An 18,107-nucleotide genomic window follows, 5' to 3' on the forward strand; every position below is an offset into this window, starting at 1 on the left:
TTATCATTCTGTTCTTAATCATTAGCAACACTTGAATCGCTCGAAGCTTCGGTTTGTTGAGCGAGAGCCGCTTTTTTGGCTTTTGCCTTGGCTATGGTCGCAGCAATCCGTGCTTTTTTAAGCTCATCGCCTGATAAGGCTGCCGTTTCAATGGGTTCTGCGGATGGTAAAACGGCTTCAGGTTTGGCTGCTGCTATCGACGGCGATGCCACGTTAGCTTTAGTTTGAATGTCGTCAACGGACTCTATTTCAGACTCAGCTGCTGATGCCGCAGCTATTTTCTTCGCTTTAGCACGAGCAACAGCTGCGGCCACTTTGGCCTTTTTAATCGCTTCAGCGTCGTTAACGTCAGTAGCGGCTGCTTCTGTATCATCATTCACATCTGCTTGAACGCTAGCTGCGGAATCAAGTGCTGGAGTCGCGGTCTGAGTTAAATCATTGTCAGCATTTGTCTCAGCTTGCTGCGCGGCTTTTTTCACTTTAGCACGGGCAACCGCGGCGGCTACTTTGGCTTTCTTAATCGCTTCAGCATCATTAACGTCACTAACGCTAACATCACTAACGCTAACGTCAGTATTGCTAACTTCAATATCACTAGCGGCGGTTTCTGCTTGCTGCGCCGCTTTCTTGGCTTTTGCCCGCGCGACTGCGGCAGCCACTTTGGCCTTTTTATCATCGGCAGCGCTGGCTTCTGGTGTGCTGTCAGCCGTTTCAGTCGTTTCAAGCGGCGCGGTATCGGCTTGCTGAGCCGCCTTTTTAGCTTTGGCGCGAGCAATGGCCGCGGCGACTTTGTCCTTCTGAGATAACGGCGCTTCTTGCGCGATTGCATCTGTTGCTAAGAAGGATTCATCACTTGCAGTAACATTCACCACATCGTTTGTATTAGCACCATTGGCATTCACTTGGGCGGCTTTCTTCGCCTTAGCGCGGGCGATGGCTGCGGCAACGGCAGCTTTACCCTTGGGCGCGTCTGTCGTATCAGTGCTTATTACGTTTGATTGATGATTCAATGATTCTTCAGTCGACAACTCTTCAGTTGCTGATTGTGCCGCTGCGGCTTTTTTCGCGGCGATCCGTGCCATGGCTTCGGCGACGGCATTTTTATCTGTGCCTGTCATAGTTGCTTGTCGGCGCTGTGCGGCTTCTTTGGCCTTAGCTTCACGGGCAAGCTTTTCTTCTTCAAGACGCGCTAAACGGGCATCGAAACGCTGTTTAGCGCGCTCCGCTTGCTGCTTTTCATCGGCGGCTTGTTTAAGTGCAGATTTGGCAATGCGGTAATACTCGACTAAAGGAATATCACTCGGGCAGACGTAACTACAACAACCGCATTCAATACAATCCTTTAGATTGTAGCTGGCAGCTTTGTCATATTCTTCGGCCTTGGCGTGCCAAAAGAGTTGCTGTGGCAATAGGAGTGCAGGGCAGGCATTGGCGCATTCGCCGCAGCGGATACAGGCTTTTTCTTCTGGCGTAGTTCCTATTTCTTGGCTGCTTGGTACCAGAATACAGTTAGTACCTTTTAAAATAGGCACTTGGATATTCGCCAACGCATGGCCCATCATAGGCCCGCCAATAATCACCTTTTGTTCAGGCTCTGGCATGAACTCAGTCGCACTTAGCACATGCTCAACTGGTGTGCCTATCGGTAACCAGTAGTTCCCCGGTTTACCGACATTTTTGCCCGTCACAGTCACAACGCGCTCAATCAGCGGTTTACCTTGGGTAACCGCTTGATGAATCGCAAAGGCAGTGCCGACGTTATGCACGACGATACCAAGTTTGGCGGGAATAGCGCCTGAGGGCACTTCGCGGCCAGTAATGATTTGAATTAACTGCTTTTCACCACCAGAAGGATATTTTGTCGGAATGACGGTTACCCGAATGCTGTCGGCTGGGAGCCCACATTGGACGACTGCAGCTTGCATGGCTTTGGCCGCTTCTGGCTTATTATCTTCAATGGCGATAACAATGCGTTTTGGCGTTAATAGCCGATGAATAATGCCAATGCCGGCGAGGATATCTTGGCTGTATTCGCGCATTAATCTGTCATCTGCGCTGATATAAGGTTCGCATTCGACACCGTTGATAATGACTAAATCAATTTCACTGACCGGATTAAGCTTAATATGAGTTGGAAACGCCGCGCCGCCCATGCCTGCAATGCCAGCAGCACGGATCTTATCGATCATCTGTTGATGGCTTAAGTCATCAAGCTCATTTTGCACCAGCTCACACCAAGTGTCTTTGCCATCGGCTTGGATAACGCAAGTGTTAACTGGCAATGCTGAAGCATGGTTACTGGTCCTTGGCTCAATGGCAACGATAGTGCCTGATGTCGGCGCATGCACAGGTAAATGCCAAATGGAGGTGCCTTGCGTTAACGGCGTGCCTTTTAATACGCTATCGCCGATGTTTACCGCAAGTGTGCAGTTTTCACCGACTTGAGGGATGGGCACTAAGTACGTATCGGCTAAGGGCAGTTGGCTAATCGGCGTCGCGTTCGAGAGGAATTTGACTTCGGGTGGATGTATACCACCGGGTGAGCGCCAAAGGGTTCCTTTATCTAATTGATCTAATAAAGTTAACACCGCTTTTCCTCTTCTAACTGTGGGTCTTGGATCTGAATATCTTTAATGAGAGTCTCTTGGATGAGAGTCACTGGGATGGCATTTAAGCGCCAGTTCCAATTTTTAAGATTCTGGGTGACTGGGATCATATCAATACAATCGACGGGACAAGGCTCAACACAGAGATCGCAACCCGTGCAATCGGTTGTCAGCACAGTATGCATAAGCTTACCTGCACCGATAATCGCATCCACGGGGCAGGCTTGAATACACTTAGTGCAGCCAATACATTCGTCTTCACGTATGTAGGCGACCTTTTTCACTTGAGATTGTGCCTCGGCATTCAGCGGCTCTGGCTCGACGCCCATCAGGGTCGCCAGTTTTTCCATGGTGGCAGTGCCGCCGGGAGGGCATTTGTTGACTTTATCACCGTTGGCAATCGCTTCAGCATAAGGGCGACAGCCAGGGTAACCACATTGACCACATTGGGTTTGTGGCAGAATCGCTTCGAGTTCATCAACAATCGGATTGCCTTCAACCTTAAATTTAACGGCGGCAAAACCGAGTAATAGCCCAAAGACTAATGCCAATAGGGTCAATAATATGACTGCAATTAAAATTCCGGACATCTTACTTAACCAATCCTGTGAATCCCATAAAGGCGAGGGACATAAGACCTGCGGTGATCATCGCTATGGCGCCGCCTTTGAAAGGTAAGGGGACATCTGCGGCAGCTAAACGTTCGCGCATCGCCGAGAAGAGAATTAACACTAATGAGAAGCCTAACGCAGCACCAAAGCCATAGATAGCCGATTGGATAAAATCGTGCTTCTCGTTAACGTTCAATAGGGCAACACCCAACACAGCACAGTTAGTTGTGATCAGCGGCAGGTAAATCCCTAAAGCCCGATGCAGTGCAGCACTGGTTTTTTGCACCACCATTTCAGTAAATTGCACCACAACCGCAATCACTAAAATGAAGCTCATGGTTCGCAGGTAGCTCAGATCAAAGGGTAATAATAGATACTGGTTGACGAGGTAACTGAGAATAGAGGCTAACGTCAGCACAAAAGTGGTCGCCATAGACATGCCAATAGCGGACTCCAGTTTACTGGAGACCCCCATGAAAGGACACAAGCCTAAGAATTTCACTAAAACGAAATTGTTGACCAGTACTGTACTGATCAACAAGAGGAGATATTCAGTCATCTCAATACTTTTCTAAACGGATCTTGGCCGTATTATCGACTTTTCCGTTTGCATAAACAACATATAGAATGCAGGGTTAACCATCTTTACTGTAAATTTTGGCGACGAATTAACCCGTTAAAGTATTAAATTTGATCTGTAATCGCCATGGCTTGGGGCTGTGCTATGTAATAGCCTTGCAATCCATCAACTAAGAGTTTTTCGAGGGTGAGTTTTTCTTCTTGGCGTTCGACGCTGGTCGCAATAACCCGAATGCCTATCCGTCTTGCAACATCCACCATCATACGGACGAAGAACTTATTATTGCTGTCTTCATCGATGTTCGATGTGTAGCTGCCATCAAGCTTTATGTAGTCTGGGCGCACTTCGCTGAAGAATTTGAAGGACGTAAAGCTCATGCCAAAACGCTCTATCGACACCCGTGATCCAACGCTATGTATTTCGCGAACGAACTTATAGCTTGCCCCTAAGTTAGACTGCATACCTGACTCATTGATCTCAAATACTAAGCGCGAGGCGATGTATTTTTGCTTGCCTAAAATGTCCTTTAGCCAAGCGACAAACATATCTTGATGCGCAGAAAATGCGCTGATATTGATGCCAAAGTTACCCGAAATGGTCGGGTTTTCCTTAAGCATTCTTAATGCACTGATCACCACCAGTTTATCTAATTCAGAACTCATACCGTGACGTTCTGCCATAGCGATCACTGTGGTGGTGGGTAAAAACTTACCTTCGCTATTGTAAAAGCGCGCCAACAACTCACGGTAAACCTCTACATCGGTACGACACGGCTGAATTGGCTGTTGGTAGAATTTTAATGCTTGGCGAGTGACTAAATCATTGATCGCCATTTTCCAGCGATCATCGCCAAACTGCTCGTCACCATTGAGTTTTTCTTGGATATGATAGCTATTCGGTCCAAGGGTCTGCGCTATGCTGACTGCGGTATCCGCAATCGTCAGTAAATTAACCGCATCGGTACCTTGGTGATAGGGAACTAAACCGATATGGGCAACAGATTCCGCTTTTGTCATTTGTAAATATTCATCAAGATAAATTTTTAATTGATCTAAAAATTTTGGCGCATCCTTCAGCACGACATCAGGAATAAAGATGGCAAAATCAGCGCTCGATACCCTGAAACATTCTGCATCTGAATACTTACTACAGGCTTTGCGGATACAATTTGCCACCCTTGAAAGATAATCATCCCCCGCTGTTCGCCCTTGTTTTTGATTGATTTGCGCAAGCTCTGTCGCCTTAACCATTGCCATAAGCCCCAATTGAGGAATATCGGGATTGCTTATGGTTTCTAATTTTTGGGTAAAGCGCTGGCGACTACCAAAACCCGTCACTGTGTCTTGATAGGCCGCTTTATGCAGCTTTTCATTCTCTTGATTGAGTTTATCGATTTGGGCTTTAAGTTGAAGACGACACTCTTCAAGGGATATTCCAATGGGGTTGAGCTCACCTGTGAGTTTTGATGATGCGACAGCAGAAAACCCTAACTCAGGTATTTTTGAAATATAATCAGCAGCATAACGTATCGCCGCCCTATGTTTTGACATTAACAGAATAAACACTAATAGCAAGATAAGGTAAGCCACCAGTAACATGACACCGAGCTTTTGAGTATGACTAATCGAAGTTTCAATCGCTTGGTTTGCACTGAGTTTGACTTGTAAACGACCGGTTGCCAATTTTTGTGTATGACTGAGGTCGATAGAAAATAAACGGGCTAAGGGATGAGGATGTTGGCTGTCTAAACGACCTTCGGTATGACTCCGTTGGCCATCGGTATCATCAATATATTGGAAAAATTGGAATGGGTAATTTTCAGAAAGCTTTTTGAAGAGTTCGGCGCCATCACCTTGCCATTGTTGGTAGCGGGTTAAACTGGTTTTAAAGCTATCCAGTTCTTGCTGTTGTTGGATTTGTAATTGGCTATTTTCGCTTTGATATACCCAAGCAAAAAGACCTAAGAAAATAAGCAGTAAAAAAATTGGATATGATTTTGACATGGCCATAAAAATCCGCTCTATTTTTTTGGGTGAGCTCAAACAGGATAAGTTTAAGTCAAGAATACTTAACTGCAGCTATCTGTGTGATGACACTCATAAATTTTTATTAATAAGCTGATAACAGTGTAACTGCATTTGCTTAAAAACAAAACGGAAAAGAATAGGGTAACTAGAAGCCAGAAGAGGCAAAGACACTGGAACAAAACGAAGAATAAATTGGCTCCCCTGACTGGACTTGAACCAGTGACATACGGATTAACAGTCCGCCGTTCTACCGACTGAACTACAGGGGAGTAGGGGGTGCGATATTGCTATCGACTTTACAGAAATAACACTTTTAAATGGCTCCCCTGACTGGACTTGAACCAGTGACATACGGATTAACAGTCCGCCGTTCTACCGACTGAACTACAGGGGAATCGAGATGCGATATTACTATCGACTTTTTAGCTTGCTTAAATTGGCTCCCCTGACTGGACTTGAACCAGTGACATACGGATTAACAGTCCGCCGTTCTACCGACTGAACTACAGGGGAATCATTTTAATGCTTCAGCTTGATAATGTAATTGGCTCCCCTGACTGGACTTGAACCAGTGACATACGGATTAACAGTCCGCCGTTCTACCGACTGAACTACAGGGGAATTGTTTACAACTTATCTTACTGCTTGTTCTAACTCATTTTTATCATGTGCTTAAAGTGGCTCCCCTGACTGGACTTGAACCAGTGACATACGGATTAACAGTCCGCCGTTCTACCGACTGAACTACAGGGGAATCGTTTCACACAATCGTAGCGACTCGTTGAGAACGGAGCGCATAGTAAAACGCTCTGTTGGATGAGTCAACTCGAGTTACTAAAAAAAGTGTAATTATGCTGTTAAGTGCTCATCTAATGTGCATCGTGGTGCAGAATTCGACATTTTTCGTGAAAAACCACTTAACAATTCGCAATATAGCCATAATTGAGTCCATCGTTTTTAAGCGGTGATTCTATGAAATTGAAATCATTCGCTAAATAATCGACACCGTTTTCGGTACTTGGTCGAGTACTTAAGACTCAAACCGCTCAAAAAAGGATCTCAGGTGGGGTGTGAATTTACTCAGTTCTTTATACCGATAGAAAACGTGGGTTATCTTTTTGCCGTTAAAGCCCGTTTTTCTGTTTTAACAAGTTTGCTGTTGTTGATGGAGGTGTTAATTGAGGCTTTATCGAATTAGCGTGAGCTGTTTTTCAAATTAAGTGATGCGCTTCACTGTAAGTTGTGGCACCAGATGCGCGACTACAGCTCGCGTTAATTACAGTTAGTGAAATTGATACAAGTAGCAACATTTATCAAATGTAATTAAATTACTAAATGCCGAGAGACGGTTGTTAAGACACATGACAGCCTCCAATCCCGCGTGGTTTCTAGGTTATTTCGACTTATCAACAAAATCTGTGGATAACCCTGTGAGTTGTCCTAAAAAATGGCCGCCAAAGCCTTGGGGTATGGGCGGCGGACTTAAAATGCACTATTTTGGGGTTCAAAAATAAATTTAAGCATTATCAAATGCATACTAAAAGCAAGTGGTTTTTGTTGAGGGTGAAAACAAGGTTGCAATTTTGTAATCGAACGAAATTGATTTCTTGTGTATTAAATTGGCATTTTTGCTTAGTTTGCGGGTGTTTTGTGAGCAAAAAACGCTGAAAACGCCTTAGTTTAAAAGTTTCATGTTTCTTCCTTTAAATTGTCATCTTGCGGTTTTAGATCGTATTGATATGACGACAGGAAGGATAACTGTGGAGCTTAGTCGGTGACTTGATTAGAATGGGGCGACTCACTAAAAGGATATGTGCGCGTGTCAGAATCTGTTTTTCAGCTTGAATCGCAATTCGCCCCCGCAGGCGACCAACCTACAGCGATTGCCAAATTAGTCGATGGACTCGAAGCGGGTCTGGCTTGCCAAACTTTACTCGGGGTGACGGGCTCAGGTAAAACCTTCACAATTGCCAATGTGATCCAAAAGTTAGGCCGGCCCACGATTATCATGGCGCCTAATAAAACCTTGGCGGCGCAGCTTTATGGCGAGATGAAAGAGTTCTTTCCCCATAATGCGGTCGAGTATTTCGTTTCTTACTACGATTACTATCAGCCCGAAGCCTATGTACCTGCGTCAAATACCTTTATCGAAAAGGACGCTTCGGTTAATGCTCACATTGAGCAGATGCGCTTATCCGCCACTAAGGCGCTGTTAGAACGTAAAGATGTGGTGCTGATTGCTTCGGTGTCGGCTATTTATGGCTTGGGCGATCCCGATTCCTATTTAAAAATGTTGCTGCATCTACGCCAAGGCGATGTGATGGGGCAGCGTGACATCTTAATTCGTCTCAGTGAATTGCAGTACAAGCGCAATGATATTGAGCTACAACGTGGTACTTATCGTGTGCGCGGTGAAGTGATTGATATTTTCCCCGCCGATTCTGAGCGTAATGCCATTCGAGTCGAGTTGTTCGACGATGAGATTGAACGTTTAAGTGAGTTTGACCCGTTAACGGGCCATATTATTAAACGTATCGCCCGTACGACGGTTTACCCTAAGACTCACTATGTCACGCCGCGGGAAAAAATTATCGCTGCCACTGAGTTTATTAAAGAAGAACTGCGTGAGCGTAAGCAATATCTACTCGATAACAACAAGTTAATTGAAGCCCAGCGTATCCATGAGCGGGTGCAATACGATGTGGAAATGATGGTGGAGTTAGGTTACTGCTCTGGCATCGAAAACTACTCGCGCTATTTGTCTGGCCGTGCACCAGGGGAAGGGCCACCAACCTTGCTCGACTATTTGCCTGCCGACGGCTTATTAATTATCGATGAATCCCATGTGACTGTGCCGCAAATCGGCGCTATGTACAAAGGTGACCGTTCCCGTAAAACCACACTTGTGGAATACGGTTTCCGCTTACCGTCCGCCTTGGATAACCGGCCGCTTAAGTTTGAAGAGTTTGAGCAATTGATGCCGCAAACTATCTATGTGTCGGCAACACCGAGTGCCTACGAGCTGGAAAAGAGCGAAGGCGAGATTGCTGAGCAGGTCGTGCGGCCAACGGGATTACTCGATCCTGAATTAGAAGTGCGCCCTGTTGGGACCCAAGTGGACGATTTATTGTCTGAAATCGCTAAGCGAGTGGCCGTCAATGAGCGGGTGTTAGTGACGACGCTCACTAAGCGTATGTCGGAGGATTTGACTGAATACCTCGACGAACATGGCGTAAAAGTGCGTTATCTGCATTCGGACATTGACACTGTCGAACGGGTTGAGATCATCCGCGATCTGCGTTTAGGTAAGTTTGATGTGCTGGTTGGGATCAACTTATTGCGCGAAGGCTTAGATATGCCTGAAGTGTCATTGGTGTGTATTTTAGATGCCGATAAAGAGGGCTTCTTGCGCTCTGAACGCTCGCTCATCCAAACGATTGGCCGCGCGGCGCGTAACGTCAATGGTAAAGTGATCCTCTATGCCGATCGCATCACCAATTCGATGGAGAAAGCGATAGGTGAAACTGACCGACGTCGTGAACGTCAGCGGGCGCACAACTTAAAACACGGTATCACGCCTAAGGGCGTCGTTAAACGGATCACCGATGTGATGGATGTGGATGATGGCCGCGACAGTAAAGCTGTGTATGGCAAAGTGGCTGAGCCTAAGCCCCATTACCATAAAGCCGATGCGGCAGAGTTGAGCCATCAAATCGATCAGCTTGAGAAGAAGATGCATGAACATGCGCGCAACTTAGAGTTTGAACAAGCGGCGGCAATGCGTGATGAAGTCAAGCACCTGCGGGACCTGTTAATCAAAGCCTAGATTTATTCTTGCGCTCAGCATTAAAAAAGCCGTCCAGCAATCATGCTGCGACGGCTTTTTAATATCTTGACTTGGGTTAAGCAGGGACTTTTGATTGGCTCATTTTTAGCTTGATAAACACCGCCAAAGCACAAATCAGCCCGCAGATTAAGCCGACCAAATGCGCCTCGGTTGCTACACGCGCACCTATCATGGCGGTGACATCACTGCTGGCACCATAAAGCTGTTCGTAACCAACCTTGATGATAACGCCAATGAGCAGCAGATAGCCTGAGCGCAGCTTACGGACAATATCCTGCACTGCGCCGTAGGTGAACAAACCATGCAACATACCGCTTAAGCCGACATAACCAAGCAATTGCGGATAGCCTAAATACAAGCCTATACCTTCAAGTAAACATAACACGAAAAATAGTGCGCTTAAGTCTTTGATATGATAATGAAAATGGTGCAAAAATAGCACCACCCACAGCCCTGCAAGATTCATCAATAGATGCCATTGATTCGTGTGCAGTAAATTTCCTGTGATTAATCGCCACCATTCACCCTCACTAATTGCACTGCGGCGATAGGCGAGTAAGTTATCGACATCGGGGCTTGCTAAGCCTGCGGCATACAAACCCGCACAGATCAGACTCACCATCAGCGCGACCCAATAGGGACTGCGTGTCATGCTTTAGGATCGCTGGCGTCAAGCTCAGCCATGACCGCTGCTTTATTCTGTAGATAGTCATCTAATCCACGTTTGCGAAGATGACAGGCAGGGCAATCACCACAGCCATCGCCAATCACGCCGTTATAACAGGTGAGAGTATGGTGGCGAACCAGATCAAGTTGCCGATATTTATCCGCCAGTGCCCAGGTTTGTGCCTTATTGAGCCACATTAAAGGCGTGATGATTTTTAGTTGCTTATCCATGCCTTGAACTAAGGCGGATTCCATCGCTTTGACAAAATCGTTACGACAATCAGGGTAGCCTGAAAAATCGGTTTCACACACGCCTGTGATAATCGCCTGCGCCCCTAATTGATAGGCATAAATACCTGCAAGCGTTAAAAATAAAATATTACGGCCGGGCACGAAGGTATTGGGTAAGCCATTTTCCATCAACTCGTGTGAAACGGGTATCGCATCACGGGTGAGGGCTGAAATAGCTAACTCATTGAGTAAGGTGACATCCATGACTTTATGACTGGTGATCTTCAAGCGTTTTGCTAAGGATTTGGCAACTTCAATTTCTTCGCGGTGGCGTTGACCGTAGTCAAAAGTGATCCCATGTACTTCATCGTACTGGGTTAGGGCTTGAATAAGGCAAGTTGTTGAGTCTTGTCCGCCACTGAATACCACCACTGCTTTGGACACCACTGTTTTTGACACTAAGCTCGTTGACATAAAGGATTTCACTTCACCGTAGAACAGGTATAAATAGGGCGTTAGTGTAACTCAGGCCATAGGGCTTGCAAACTCTGACTATAGGGCCGAAATAGGCTTTCTCGGCGCAAAGACTTGCAGCTCAAGCTAAAATCCACTATAAATGCCGCCCCAGAAAAGTGGAACGTCAGTATGAATTACCCTGTCAACGAAGTATTTGAAACCATTCAAGGTGAAGGTGTCTTTACCGGAGTGCCCGCCATATTTGTCCGCCTACAAGGTTGTCCCGTGGGATGTGCTTGGTGCGATACGAAACAGACATGGGATGTGCTTGAAGCCAATAAGGTGTCGCCAGAGCAAGTGATTACCGTGGACGGCACCATTGGTCGCTGGGCTGATCATACAGCGCAAAGTCTTATCGCTGCTTTTCACGCTAAAGGTTTTACTGCGCGGCATATCGTGATCACTGGCGGTGAGCCTTGTATGTACGATTTACGCGAATTAACCGAGACCTTGCACAGCCAAGGCTTTGCGACTCAAATCGAAACCAGTGGCACCTTCGAAATCAACTGTGCCGATGACACTTGGGTGACAGTATCACCCAAGGTGAACATGAAAGGGGGCTATCAGGTATTAGCACAGGCGCTGAATCGCGCCAATGAGATTAAGCATCCTATCGCCACTGAAAATCACATCGATGAACTTGACGAGTTACTGCAAGACATCGATATTTCAGCTAAAACGATTTGTCTGCAGCCGATTAGTCAAAAGCCTAGAGCGACAGAACTGGCGATGAAAGTGTGTATCGCCCGTAATTGGCGCTTATCGATCCAGACCCATAAGTATTTGAATATTGATTAATGCTAATTTGCAAAGCATAAAAAACGCCTCACAGTTGTGGGGCGTTTTTTATGGTGGATGTTTTGTGGATTCTAAACCTAACGACTTAATACAGTCGCTTAATCAAGCTCACTTAACTGGCCGAAATGATTAAATGCTGCAAGTTGGCGCTGATAGGGCGCAATATTGCCGATGTTAGCTGTAATCCAATCTGTATCGTAATAAGTATCAAGGTAACGCTCACCCGAGTCACAAATGAGGGTCACTATTGAGCCTTGCTCTCCGCGCGATTGCATTTGTACTGCAAGTTGCAATGCACCGTACAGGTTGGTTCCTGTGGATGCGCCGGTTTTGCGGCCAATTAATTGTTCTAACCAATGAATCGTCGCCACCGATGCGGCGTCGGGAATTTGCAGCATAGTATCGACAACTCCAGGAATAAACGATGGCTCGACTCTCGGTCGACCTATGCCTTCAATCTTACTGCCATTGCAACAGGTTAAGCTGGCATCGCCGCTCTGATAGAAATCAAAAAAAACGGAGTTTTGCGGGTCGACCACGCAAAGTTGTGTTGCCAACCTCTGATAGCGAATGTAGCGGCCTATGGTCGCCGATGTGCCGCCAGTGCCTGGGCTCATCACTATCCAGCGCGGGATCGTGTGTGGCTCGCGCTCCATCTGATTGAAAATCGAGTTAGCGATATTGTTATTGCCACGCCAGTCGGTTGCACGCTCGGCGTAGGTGAATTGATCCATATAATGGCCGCCGAGCTCTGCGGCAAGGCGTGCCGATTCGGCGTAAATCTCACTGGAATGATCGACAAAATGACATTGACCGCCATAGAAAGTGATCTGCTCAATCTTCTTTTTAGCCGTGCTTTTGGGCATCACGGCAATAAAAGGTAAACCGAGTAAACGGGCAAAATAGGCTTCAGAAATCGCTGTGCTGCCCGATGAGGATTCGATAATTGGCGTGCCTTGCTTAATCCAGCCGTTACACAGGGCATAGAGGAAGAGTGAGCGGGCGAGGCGATGCTTCAAACTCCCTGTCGGGTGGGTACTTTCATCTTTGAGATAAATATCTATGCCATCGAGCATAGGTAATTCAAGCTTAATCAAGTGGGTATCAGCGCTGCGCTGAAAATCCGCTTCAATCTTGCCTATCGCGTGGGCTTCCCATGTTGGGCAGAGTCTGTGAGCGCTGTGTGAGTCCACTGGCGGCTGAATCGTGTTAGAAATCATAGTAGTCACATCGAAAGGGATCATTTTCAGAGCATATCACAGGGACGGGCAAAGCGGTTTTATTGGATGAGCTTGAAGTTATTCGCTTAAAGTAGAGCACGACGTAATTGAAATCAAAAAATGTCGTTAACCAAGAGGTTTACTTAACATAGAAATACTAAGAATTTAATCAGATTTAAGCTGGAACAGTCAGATTAAGTTGGAACAGACTAAGCGGAAGTGGAACAAGAAGGATATGCGAGAGTGAAAGAAATGGTGGAGGGAGAAGGATTCGAACCTTCGAAGGCTGAGCCGTCAGATTTACAGTCTGATCCCTTTGGCCACTCGGGAACCCCTCCACAAACTTTCTTTTTAGCTTTACAACTAACTTTTAAAATTGTCTTTCAAAACATCATCAATAACGGACTTGTTTATCAAGACAAAACTAAACATTGGCCATGTTTAGCTTTTGAAAAATGATTATCTGCGTTAGAGATAAAGATGGTGGAGGGAGAAGGATTCGAACCTTCGAAGGCTGAGCCGTCAGATTTACAGTCTGATCCCTTTGGCCACTCGGGAACCCCTCCACGAATACCTTTAACGCTTTTGTAAAACTCTACATCATTTTCGAACAACACGATAAAACTTGCAGTGCAAATGGTGGAGGGAGAAGGATTCGAACCTTCGAAGGCTGAGCCGTCAGATTTACAGTCTGATCCCTTTGGCCACTCGGGAACCCCTCCTCAATTGCGGCCGCCATAGTAGTCAGAAACCTTTTCCATGTAAATACCCAATTTAAAAATATTCCTAAAGTTATGTATCAAATGGTCGATTAACTAACAACGAATTGTTTTGACGATGTTTTTTTATGCAAATTGATGTTCATTTAGTCAACGAAGCCCAAATTGGCACCCGCTTAAACGCGGCGATAGAAAACGACAGACGGGGCGAATTCGCCCTGTTGCTGTCGTTACTGTCGGTTGACGCTCGGGACATGGCGCAATTCCAATGGCAAAATGAACTTGATATGGCGCAAAAATTACAACGTCAGTTCGAATTGCCACCGCAGCAAAGTTTAATGGCGGATTTATCGTCTGCTGAGCCTGTGGTTGATAACAGCAGTATTTTTATGTCTCAAGGTCCACGTGCGTTTCAATTACAACAAGCATTGCGACCGGAAGCCTTAGTCATCCGTGGCGGCGAGCCAGTCGCAATGGCAGAAGCGTTAAGTAACTGTGACCATGTCACTCAGCTGAGACAAAGGGGCCAATTAACCGCACCCAAAGTCGAGATCATGCACTTTGCTGATCAATTGGCAATCCAACGTAATCTTGTGCCTTTGCTCGCCTCAGCCTAAGGCAGTCTTCCCGCAAGTGATCTTCAATACCCATCGGGTCAATCTGATTCATTTCGATAAATAAGCGTGAGCTAAAGCCAGTTATCTTGAAGCTTAATTACCTATAATTCGTATTAATCTATCGAGTTAAAATTTACCGCGTTAAAAATTTAACGAGCATATTTTAGTGATGCCGTTAATCAGTCGCTCTATACATTAAGGAATACAGATGAAAGGCATAATAGAAGCACAGAGCCCGACAGTGAATGACACTTGCACCGATTGCGGCAGCTTTGTCGATATCGGCGCCGTTATTGATGAGCACGATACGTTATTGACGTTAAATTTTGTTGGCGATAGCGCTCAAGCGGATGCCGAAAGCATGGCAACACGCGCTCAAACTCGATTTGCTGAAGTGCAAACTGAATTTGTGACTAAAGCTGAAGGCGTCGACTTACTGCTGACCTTCAATGTCAGCGCGGAAAAAATGATTTTTCAATTGGAAAACGGCCTGTAATTTTTAGAGCAGCACTTTAGTTTTTAGTCGGTCATAGATATCACGGAAATCGCGCTAATTGCCTAAAAATGCTGCTATTGTTAACCAAATTGTAATAAATTGTGCCACATGTTGCTGTGCTTACAACAGTTAGTGTAATCTGCCTCCAAATAAGAATAATTCAATCAGCTTAATTCTAAATTTCAAGGTAAGTTTGCTAACAGCAAAGACCTTTAGCCCAACACGAAGTTTTGTAGGGAACCAGCGTGAAGCGACGTCAGCATCAGCATTTATTGGAGTCTTTGGTACAGTCAACTGCAAAGCAGCAGGGCGATTTCACAAAGACAGCAGAATTAACCACAGAGTTGTTGTGCCAGAATTTAGCGGTTTCTTTGGTATCAGTGTGGACTTTTTCATCTGATCAACAAACCCAATCACTCGTCGCACAATTTGGTTCTATGATGTTGCAAGACATTCATAGACCTAAGTTATTACAAGATTGTCCCCGGTATGTACACGAGCTCAAAACTCTGCGCCATATCGATGCAGGCAATGCCCTGACCGATCCACGTTTAAGTGAATTGGCTGAGTGCTATTTTATCCCGCGGCAAATCAACTCGAGTCTCGACATCGCCATTCGTATCAATGGCCATCTCGAAGGTGTGCTCTGCATCGAGCGGGCACAATTGACTCCCCACTGGCATGACAGTGAAATTCACCTCGCGTGCCAGATGGCCGACCAATTAGCCCTGACCTTAGCGACAAAACACAGCTACGATAAAGAAGAAAGTTTGAGTTTATTTCGCTGTGCCACTGAACAATCGCGACAAATCAGTATGTTAATTAATCTGCATACTGAAAAAGTTGAGTATGTGAATCAGGCGCACAGTGAAATCACCGGCATGCCCCGTGAGCAGATTATCGGCGCGAATATCCGTGAGTTGGCTTTTTTCAAGCAGCATGCCCAGTTAGCCGAGCAAACCCTAGCGCAAATCTTTAGGGGCGAAATTGCCAAAGGCGAAGTGCAGTTTAGTCGTGCCGATGGCAGTCGTTATTGGCTGACATACGTGCTGAGTCAGTTCATTACCGATCGCGGTAATCATTATGCCTTGGTCTCGTGTGAAGAAAATACCGACGAGCATAACTATAAGTCAGAGCTTGAACGGCTTGCTTGGCGTTGTGGATTAACGGGTCTCCATAACCGTACTCATTTTAATCGAGTCCTTGAACGTACCACGAAGGGACTGTTGTTATTAGTTGATTTAGTGGGATTTAAGCGTTTTAACGATACCTATGGTCATGAAAATGGCGATAGTTTGTTGATAGAAATTGCCCGCCGTTTGAAACATTTTTCTGAGATTAATAAGGCCACCGAAATTGCCCGCGTCGGCAGCGATGAATTTGCAGTGCTATTGACCGATGATAATGCCGTTTACGATCTCGATTATTTTAGTACGCGCCTGTATCAACATCTTGCTATGCCTATTTTAATCGGCCGCGAGCAAGTCGAACCTAAGCCTGCTTTAGCTGTGGTTGATATTGCCTCTGTGGCGAGTTTGTTTGCCCCATTAACCTGTGCCGATATTGCAGTGCAGTATGCTAAAAAGAAAAAAGGCACTGCAATCCAAGTATTTAACAGCACGTTATTGAGTGCATTTAAAGAGGATGCGCAGATAGAACGTGATTTACACAGTGCGATCCGTGGCCGTCAGTTTGAGCTTTATTATCAGCCACTGAGGGATCTTGAGCAGAATACCTATATTGGCGCCGAAGCCTTAATCCGTTGGCACCATCCTAAAAGAGGCGTGTTATTTCCAGCTTCCTTTATTGATATTGCAGAGCAGTCGGGGATGATTAATTCTATCGGCAGTTGGGTTTTAGAGGCCGCTTGTCGACAGTTAAACCTATGGCAGCATCATAATGCAGATATGACAATGCATGTGAATGTGTCGGCCCGCCAGTTCTTCAGTGGTAATTTATTTGAGCAAGTGTGGCAGTTGTTGACGCGTTATCGCTTGAAACCTAAGACTTTAATCTTAGAGATCACTGAGACTGAATTGATGGGTGATATTCGCCACGCGACCTTGTTATGCCAAGAATTAGCGGAATTAGGCGTAGGGCTCGCGATTGACGATTTTGGGACGGGTTACTGCTCTATGCGTTATTTGAAGCAGTTTCCGATCAGTAAACTTAAGATTGATCGTTCGTTTATTTCAGATCTTACCGTCAGCCGCGAAAGTCGCGAAATTGTGTCAGCCATTATTGCTATGGCGAATGCATTGAATATATCTCTGACGGCAGAAGGGGTTGAAACCCTTGAGCAAGAAGCATTTTTAGCGAAAAGTTTTTGCCATCAGGCACAGGGTTATCTCTATAGCCCTGCATTACGGGAGCCTGAGTTTGCACAATTTATCTTGTCGGCTAAAAGCGCTTCGGTCATAACCCATTAAAGTTACACATAATCCACTAAGTCACAATTATTTCAAATGTGCTGCTCACGATAAAAAAAAAGGCAACCTAGGTTTGTAATCTAGGTTGCCTTTATTATTCATCTCTGTGCTTGTTCAATCAGCACTATAAACCTTCATCGTAATTTTCCAGTGCAGTTCAGCACTGTATACCTATTAAGATTTTAAGCAGCATTGTTTGAATTTTTTGCCACTATGGCAAATACAGAGATCATTTCTACCGGGTAATTTAGCCGTCATTTGCTGGCCTTGGCTGTAATACCAGCGACTTGCTTGGTAGATAAATTCGGATCGCTCATAGATAGCATCAATTTCACCATCGAGCTTATACCAAGCTTTAAAAGTAACAGTGCCATGTCGTTGTTCAGCTATCGCCGCTTGAGCATTGTGGATTGGTGTTTCAGTGCTGCTCTGTACATCTAATCCTAACCAATGTGGGTGAGGACCAGCATTGAGGCTCGTGAGAGTAAGGCCATTTAGATAGTCTGGATGATGTGTTTTTAAAATGTAATCAAAATTTTTCAATACAAATGCGCAGTAGCGTGAGCGCATAAGTTGTTCAGGTGTACGGGCAATCACTTGCCCAGAGTCTACATGCGTATGCAGTGGACCACAGCAATCTTGATAGCTTATCCCACTGCCACAGGGGCAGGCTTGTTTAGTTGTAGTCATATTGGCTAAATCTTTAATTTAATTGTATTTGTTTAAATTTATTCGATTTCTATC

At 45.6% G+C, this 18,107-nt stretch carries 13 protein-coding genes and 8 tRNA genes; 5 read left to right on the plus strand and 16 right to left on the minus strand.

The window, feature by feature from the left end; translation table 11 throughout:
* Positions 1-14: 14 nt before the first annotated feature.
* From rsxC to L5L94_RS03100, 9 genes are all read right to left on the minus strand, one after another.
* Positions 15-2,588, minus strand: a complete 2,574-nt coding sequence (rsxC, locus tag L5L94_RS03060) for an electron transport complex subunit RsxC (RefSeq protein ID WP_263161092.1) — start codon at positions 2,586-2,588, stop codon at positions 15-17.
* Positions 2,582-3,196, minus strand: a complete 615-nt coding sequence (rsxB, locus tag L5L94_RS03065) for an electron transport complex subunit RsxB (protein WP_263161094.1) — start codon at positions 3,194-3,196, stop codon at positions 2,582-2,584. Before rsxB ends, rsxC begins: the two co-directional genes overlap by 7 nt.
* Before the next feature lies 1 nt (position 3,197).
* A complete protein-coding gene (gene rsxA, locus L5L94_RS03070; RefSeq protein WP_006081543.1) occupies positions 3,198-3,776 on the minus strand; it encodes an electron transport complex subunit RsxA in 579 nt (192 codons plus the stop codon).
* 125 nt (positions 3,777-3,901) lie between these two features.
* Positions 3,902-5,806, minus strand: a complete 1,905-nt coding sequence (locus L5L94_RS03075) for a GGDEF domain-containing protein (protein ID WP_263161096.1) — start codon at positions 5,804-5,806, stop codon at positions 3,902-3,904.
* 211 nt (positions 5,807-6,017) lie between these two features.
* Positions 6,018-6,093 (minus strand) — tRNA-Asn (locus tag L5L94_RS03080).
* 49 nt (positions 6,094-6,142) lie between these two features.
* Positions 6,143-6,218, minus strand: a tRNA-Asn gene (locus tag L5L94_RS03085).
* A 43-nt stretch (positions 6,219-6,261) separates the two neighbouring features.
* Positions 6,262-6,337, minus strand: a tRNA-Asn gene (locus tag L5L94_RS03090).
* A 32-nt stretch (positions 6,338-6,369) separates the two neighbouring features.
* A tRNA-Asn gene (locus L5L94_RS03095) sits at positions 6,370-6,445 on the minus strand.
* A 57-nt stretch (positions 6,446-6,502) separates the two neighbouring features.
* Positions 6,503-6,578 (minus strand) — tRNA-Asn (locus L5L94_RS03100).
* Between the two features lie 1,065 nt (positions 6,579-7,643).
* Here L5L94_RS03100 and uvrB point away from each other — a divergent pair.
* On the plus strand, positions 7,644-9,650 hold the full coding sequence (gene uvrB / locus L5L94_RS03105) for an excinuclease ABC subunit UvrB (protein WP_212600555.1): 2,007 nt from the start codon (positions 7,644-7,646) through the stop codon (positions 9,648-9,650).
* Between the two features lie 76 nt (positions 9,651-9,726).
* Here uvrB and rrtA read toward each other — a convergent pair whose 3' ends face one another.
* Both rrtA and queC read right to left on the minus strand, forming a co-directional pair.
* Complete coding sequence (gene rrtA / locus L5L94_RS03110; RefSeq protein ID WP_263161101.1) at positions 9,727-10,323, minus strand: rhombosortase; 597 nt, start codon at positions 10,321-10,323, stop codon at positions 9,727-9,729.
* A complete protein-coding gene (gene queC / locus L5L94_RS03115; RefSeq protein WP_263161104.1) occupies positions 10,320-11,042 on the minus strand; it encodes a 7-cyano-7-deazaguanine synthase QueC in 723 nt (240 codons plus the stop codon). Before queC ends, rrtA begins: the two co-directional genes overlap by 4 nt.
* Before the next feature lie 171 nt (positions 11,043-11,213).
* On the opposite strand from queC, the gene queE reads away from it, so the two are divergent.
* Positions 11,214-11,882, plus strand: a complete 669-nt coding sequence (gene queE, locus L5L94_RS03120) for a 7-carboxy-7-deazaguanine synthase QueE (protein WP_168825223.1) — start codon at positions 11,214-11,216, stop codon at positions 11,880-11,882.
* A gap of 98 nt (positions 11,883-11,980) precedes the next feature.
* On the opposite strand, the gene L5L94_RS03125 is transcribed toward queE, so the two are convergent.
* The 4 genes from L5L94_RS03125 to L5L94_RS03140 all read right to left on the minus strand — a co-directional run bounded on the left by L5L94_RS03125 (position 11,981) and on the right by L5L94_RS03140 (position 13,824).
* The gene (locus L5L94_RS03125; protein ID WP_263161110.1) at positions 11,981-13,126 is read right to left on the minus strand and encodes a PLP-dependent cysteine synthase family protein; all 1,146 of its coding nucleotides are present in this window, start codon (positions 13,124-13,126) and stop codon (positions 11,981-11,983) included.
* Between the two features lie 229 nt (positions 13,127-13,355).
* A tRNA-Tyr gene (locus L5L94_RS03130) sits at positions 13,356-13,440 on the minus strand.
* Positions 13,441-13,583: 143 nt separating this feature from the next.
* Positions 13,584-13,668 (minus strand) — tRNA-Tyr (locus L5L94_RS03135).
* 71 nt (positions 13,669-13,739) lie between these two features.
* Positions 13,740-13,824: transfer RNA gene (locus L5L94_RS03140), tRNA-Tyr, on the minus strand.
* Between the two features lie 125 nt (positions 13,825-13,949).
* Here L5L94_RS03140 and L5L94_RS03145 point away from each other — a divergent pair.
* From L5L94_RS03145 to L5L94_RS03155, 3 genes are all read left to right on the plus strand, one after another.
* On the plus strand, positions 13,950-14,438 hold the full coding sequence (locus L5L94_RS03145) for a VC2046/SO_2500 family protein (RefSeq protein ID WP_263161113.1): 489 nt from the start codon (positions 13,950-13,952) through the stop codon (positions 14,436-14,438).
* A gap of 208 nt (positions 14,439-14,646) precedes the next feature.
* The gene (locus L5L94_RS03150; RefSeq protein WP_219233569.1) at positions 14,647-14,934 is read left to right on the plus strand and encodes a DUF406 family protein; all 288 of its coding nucleotides are present in this window, start codon (positions 14,647-14,649) and stop codon (positions 14,932-14,934) included.
* 245 nt (positions 14,935-15,179) lie between these two features.
* Positions 15,180-17,363 (plus strand): putative bifunctional diguanylate cyclase/phosphodiesterase, encoded by a 2,184-nt coding sequence (locus L5L94_RS03155; RefSeq protein WP_198573477.1) that lies wholly within the window; start codon positions 15,180-15,182, stop codon positions 17,361-17,363.
* Between the two features lie 174 nt (positions 17,364-17,537).
* Here the strand turns inward: L5L94_RS03155 and L5L94_RS03160 are convergent, their stop codons facing one another.
* The gene (locus L5L94_RS03160; protein WP_219250452.1) at positions 17,538-18,053 is read right to left on the minus strand and encodes a YchJ family protein; all 516 of its coding nucleotides are present in this window, start codon (positions 18,051-18,053) and stop codon (positions 17,538-17,540) included.
* Positions 18,054-18,107: the final 54 nt, after the last annotated feature.

It is taken from the genome of Shewanella sp. SM21, from assembly GCF_025654335.1.
In the GTDB taxonomy this organism is placed as follows: Bacteria; Pseudomonadota; Gammaproteobacteria; order Enterobacterales; family Shewanellaceae; genus Shewanella; species Shewanella oncorhynchi.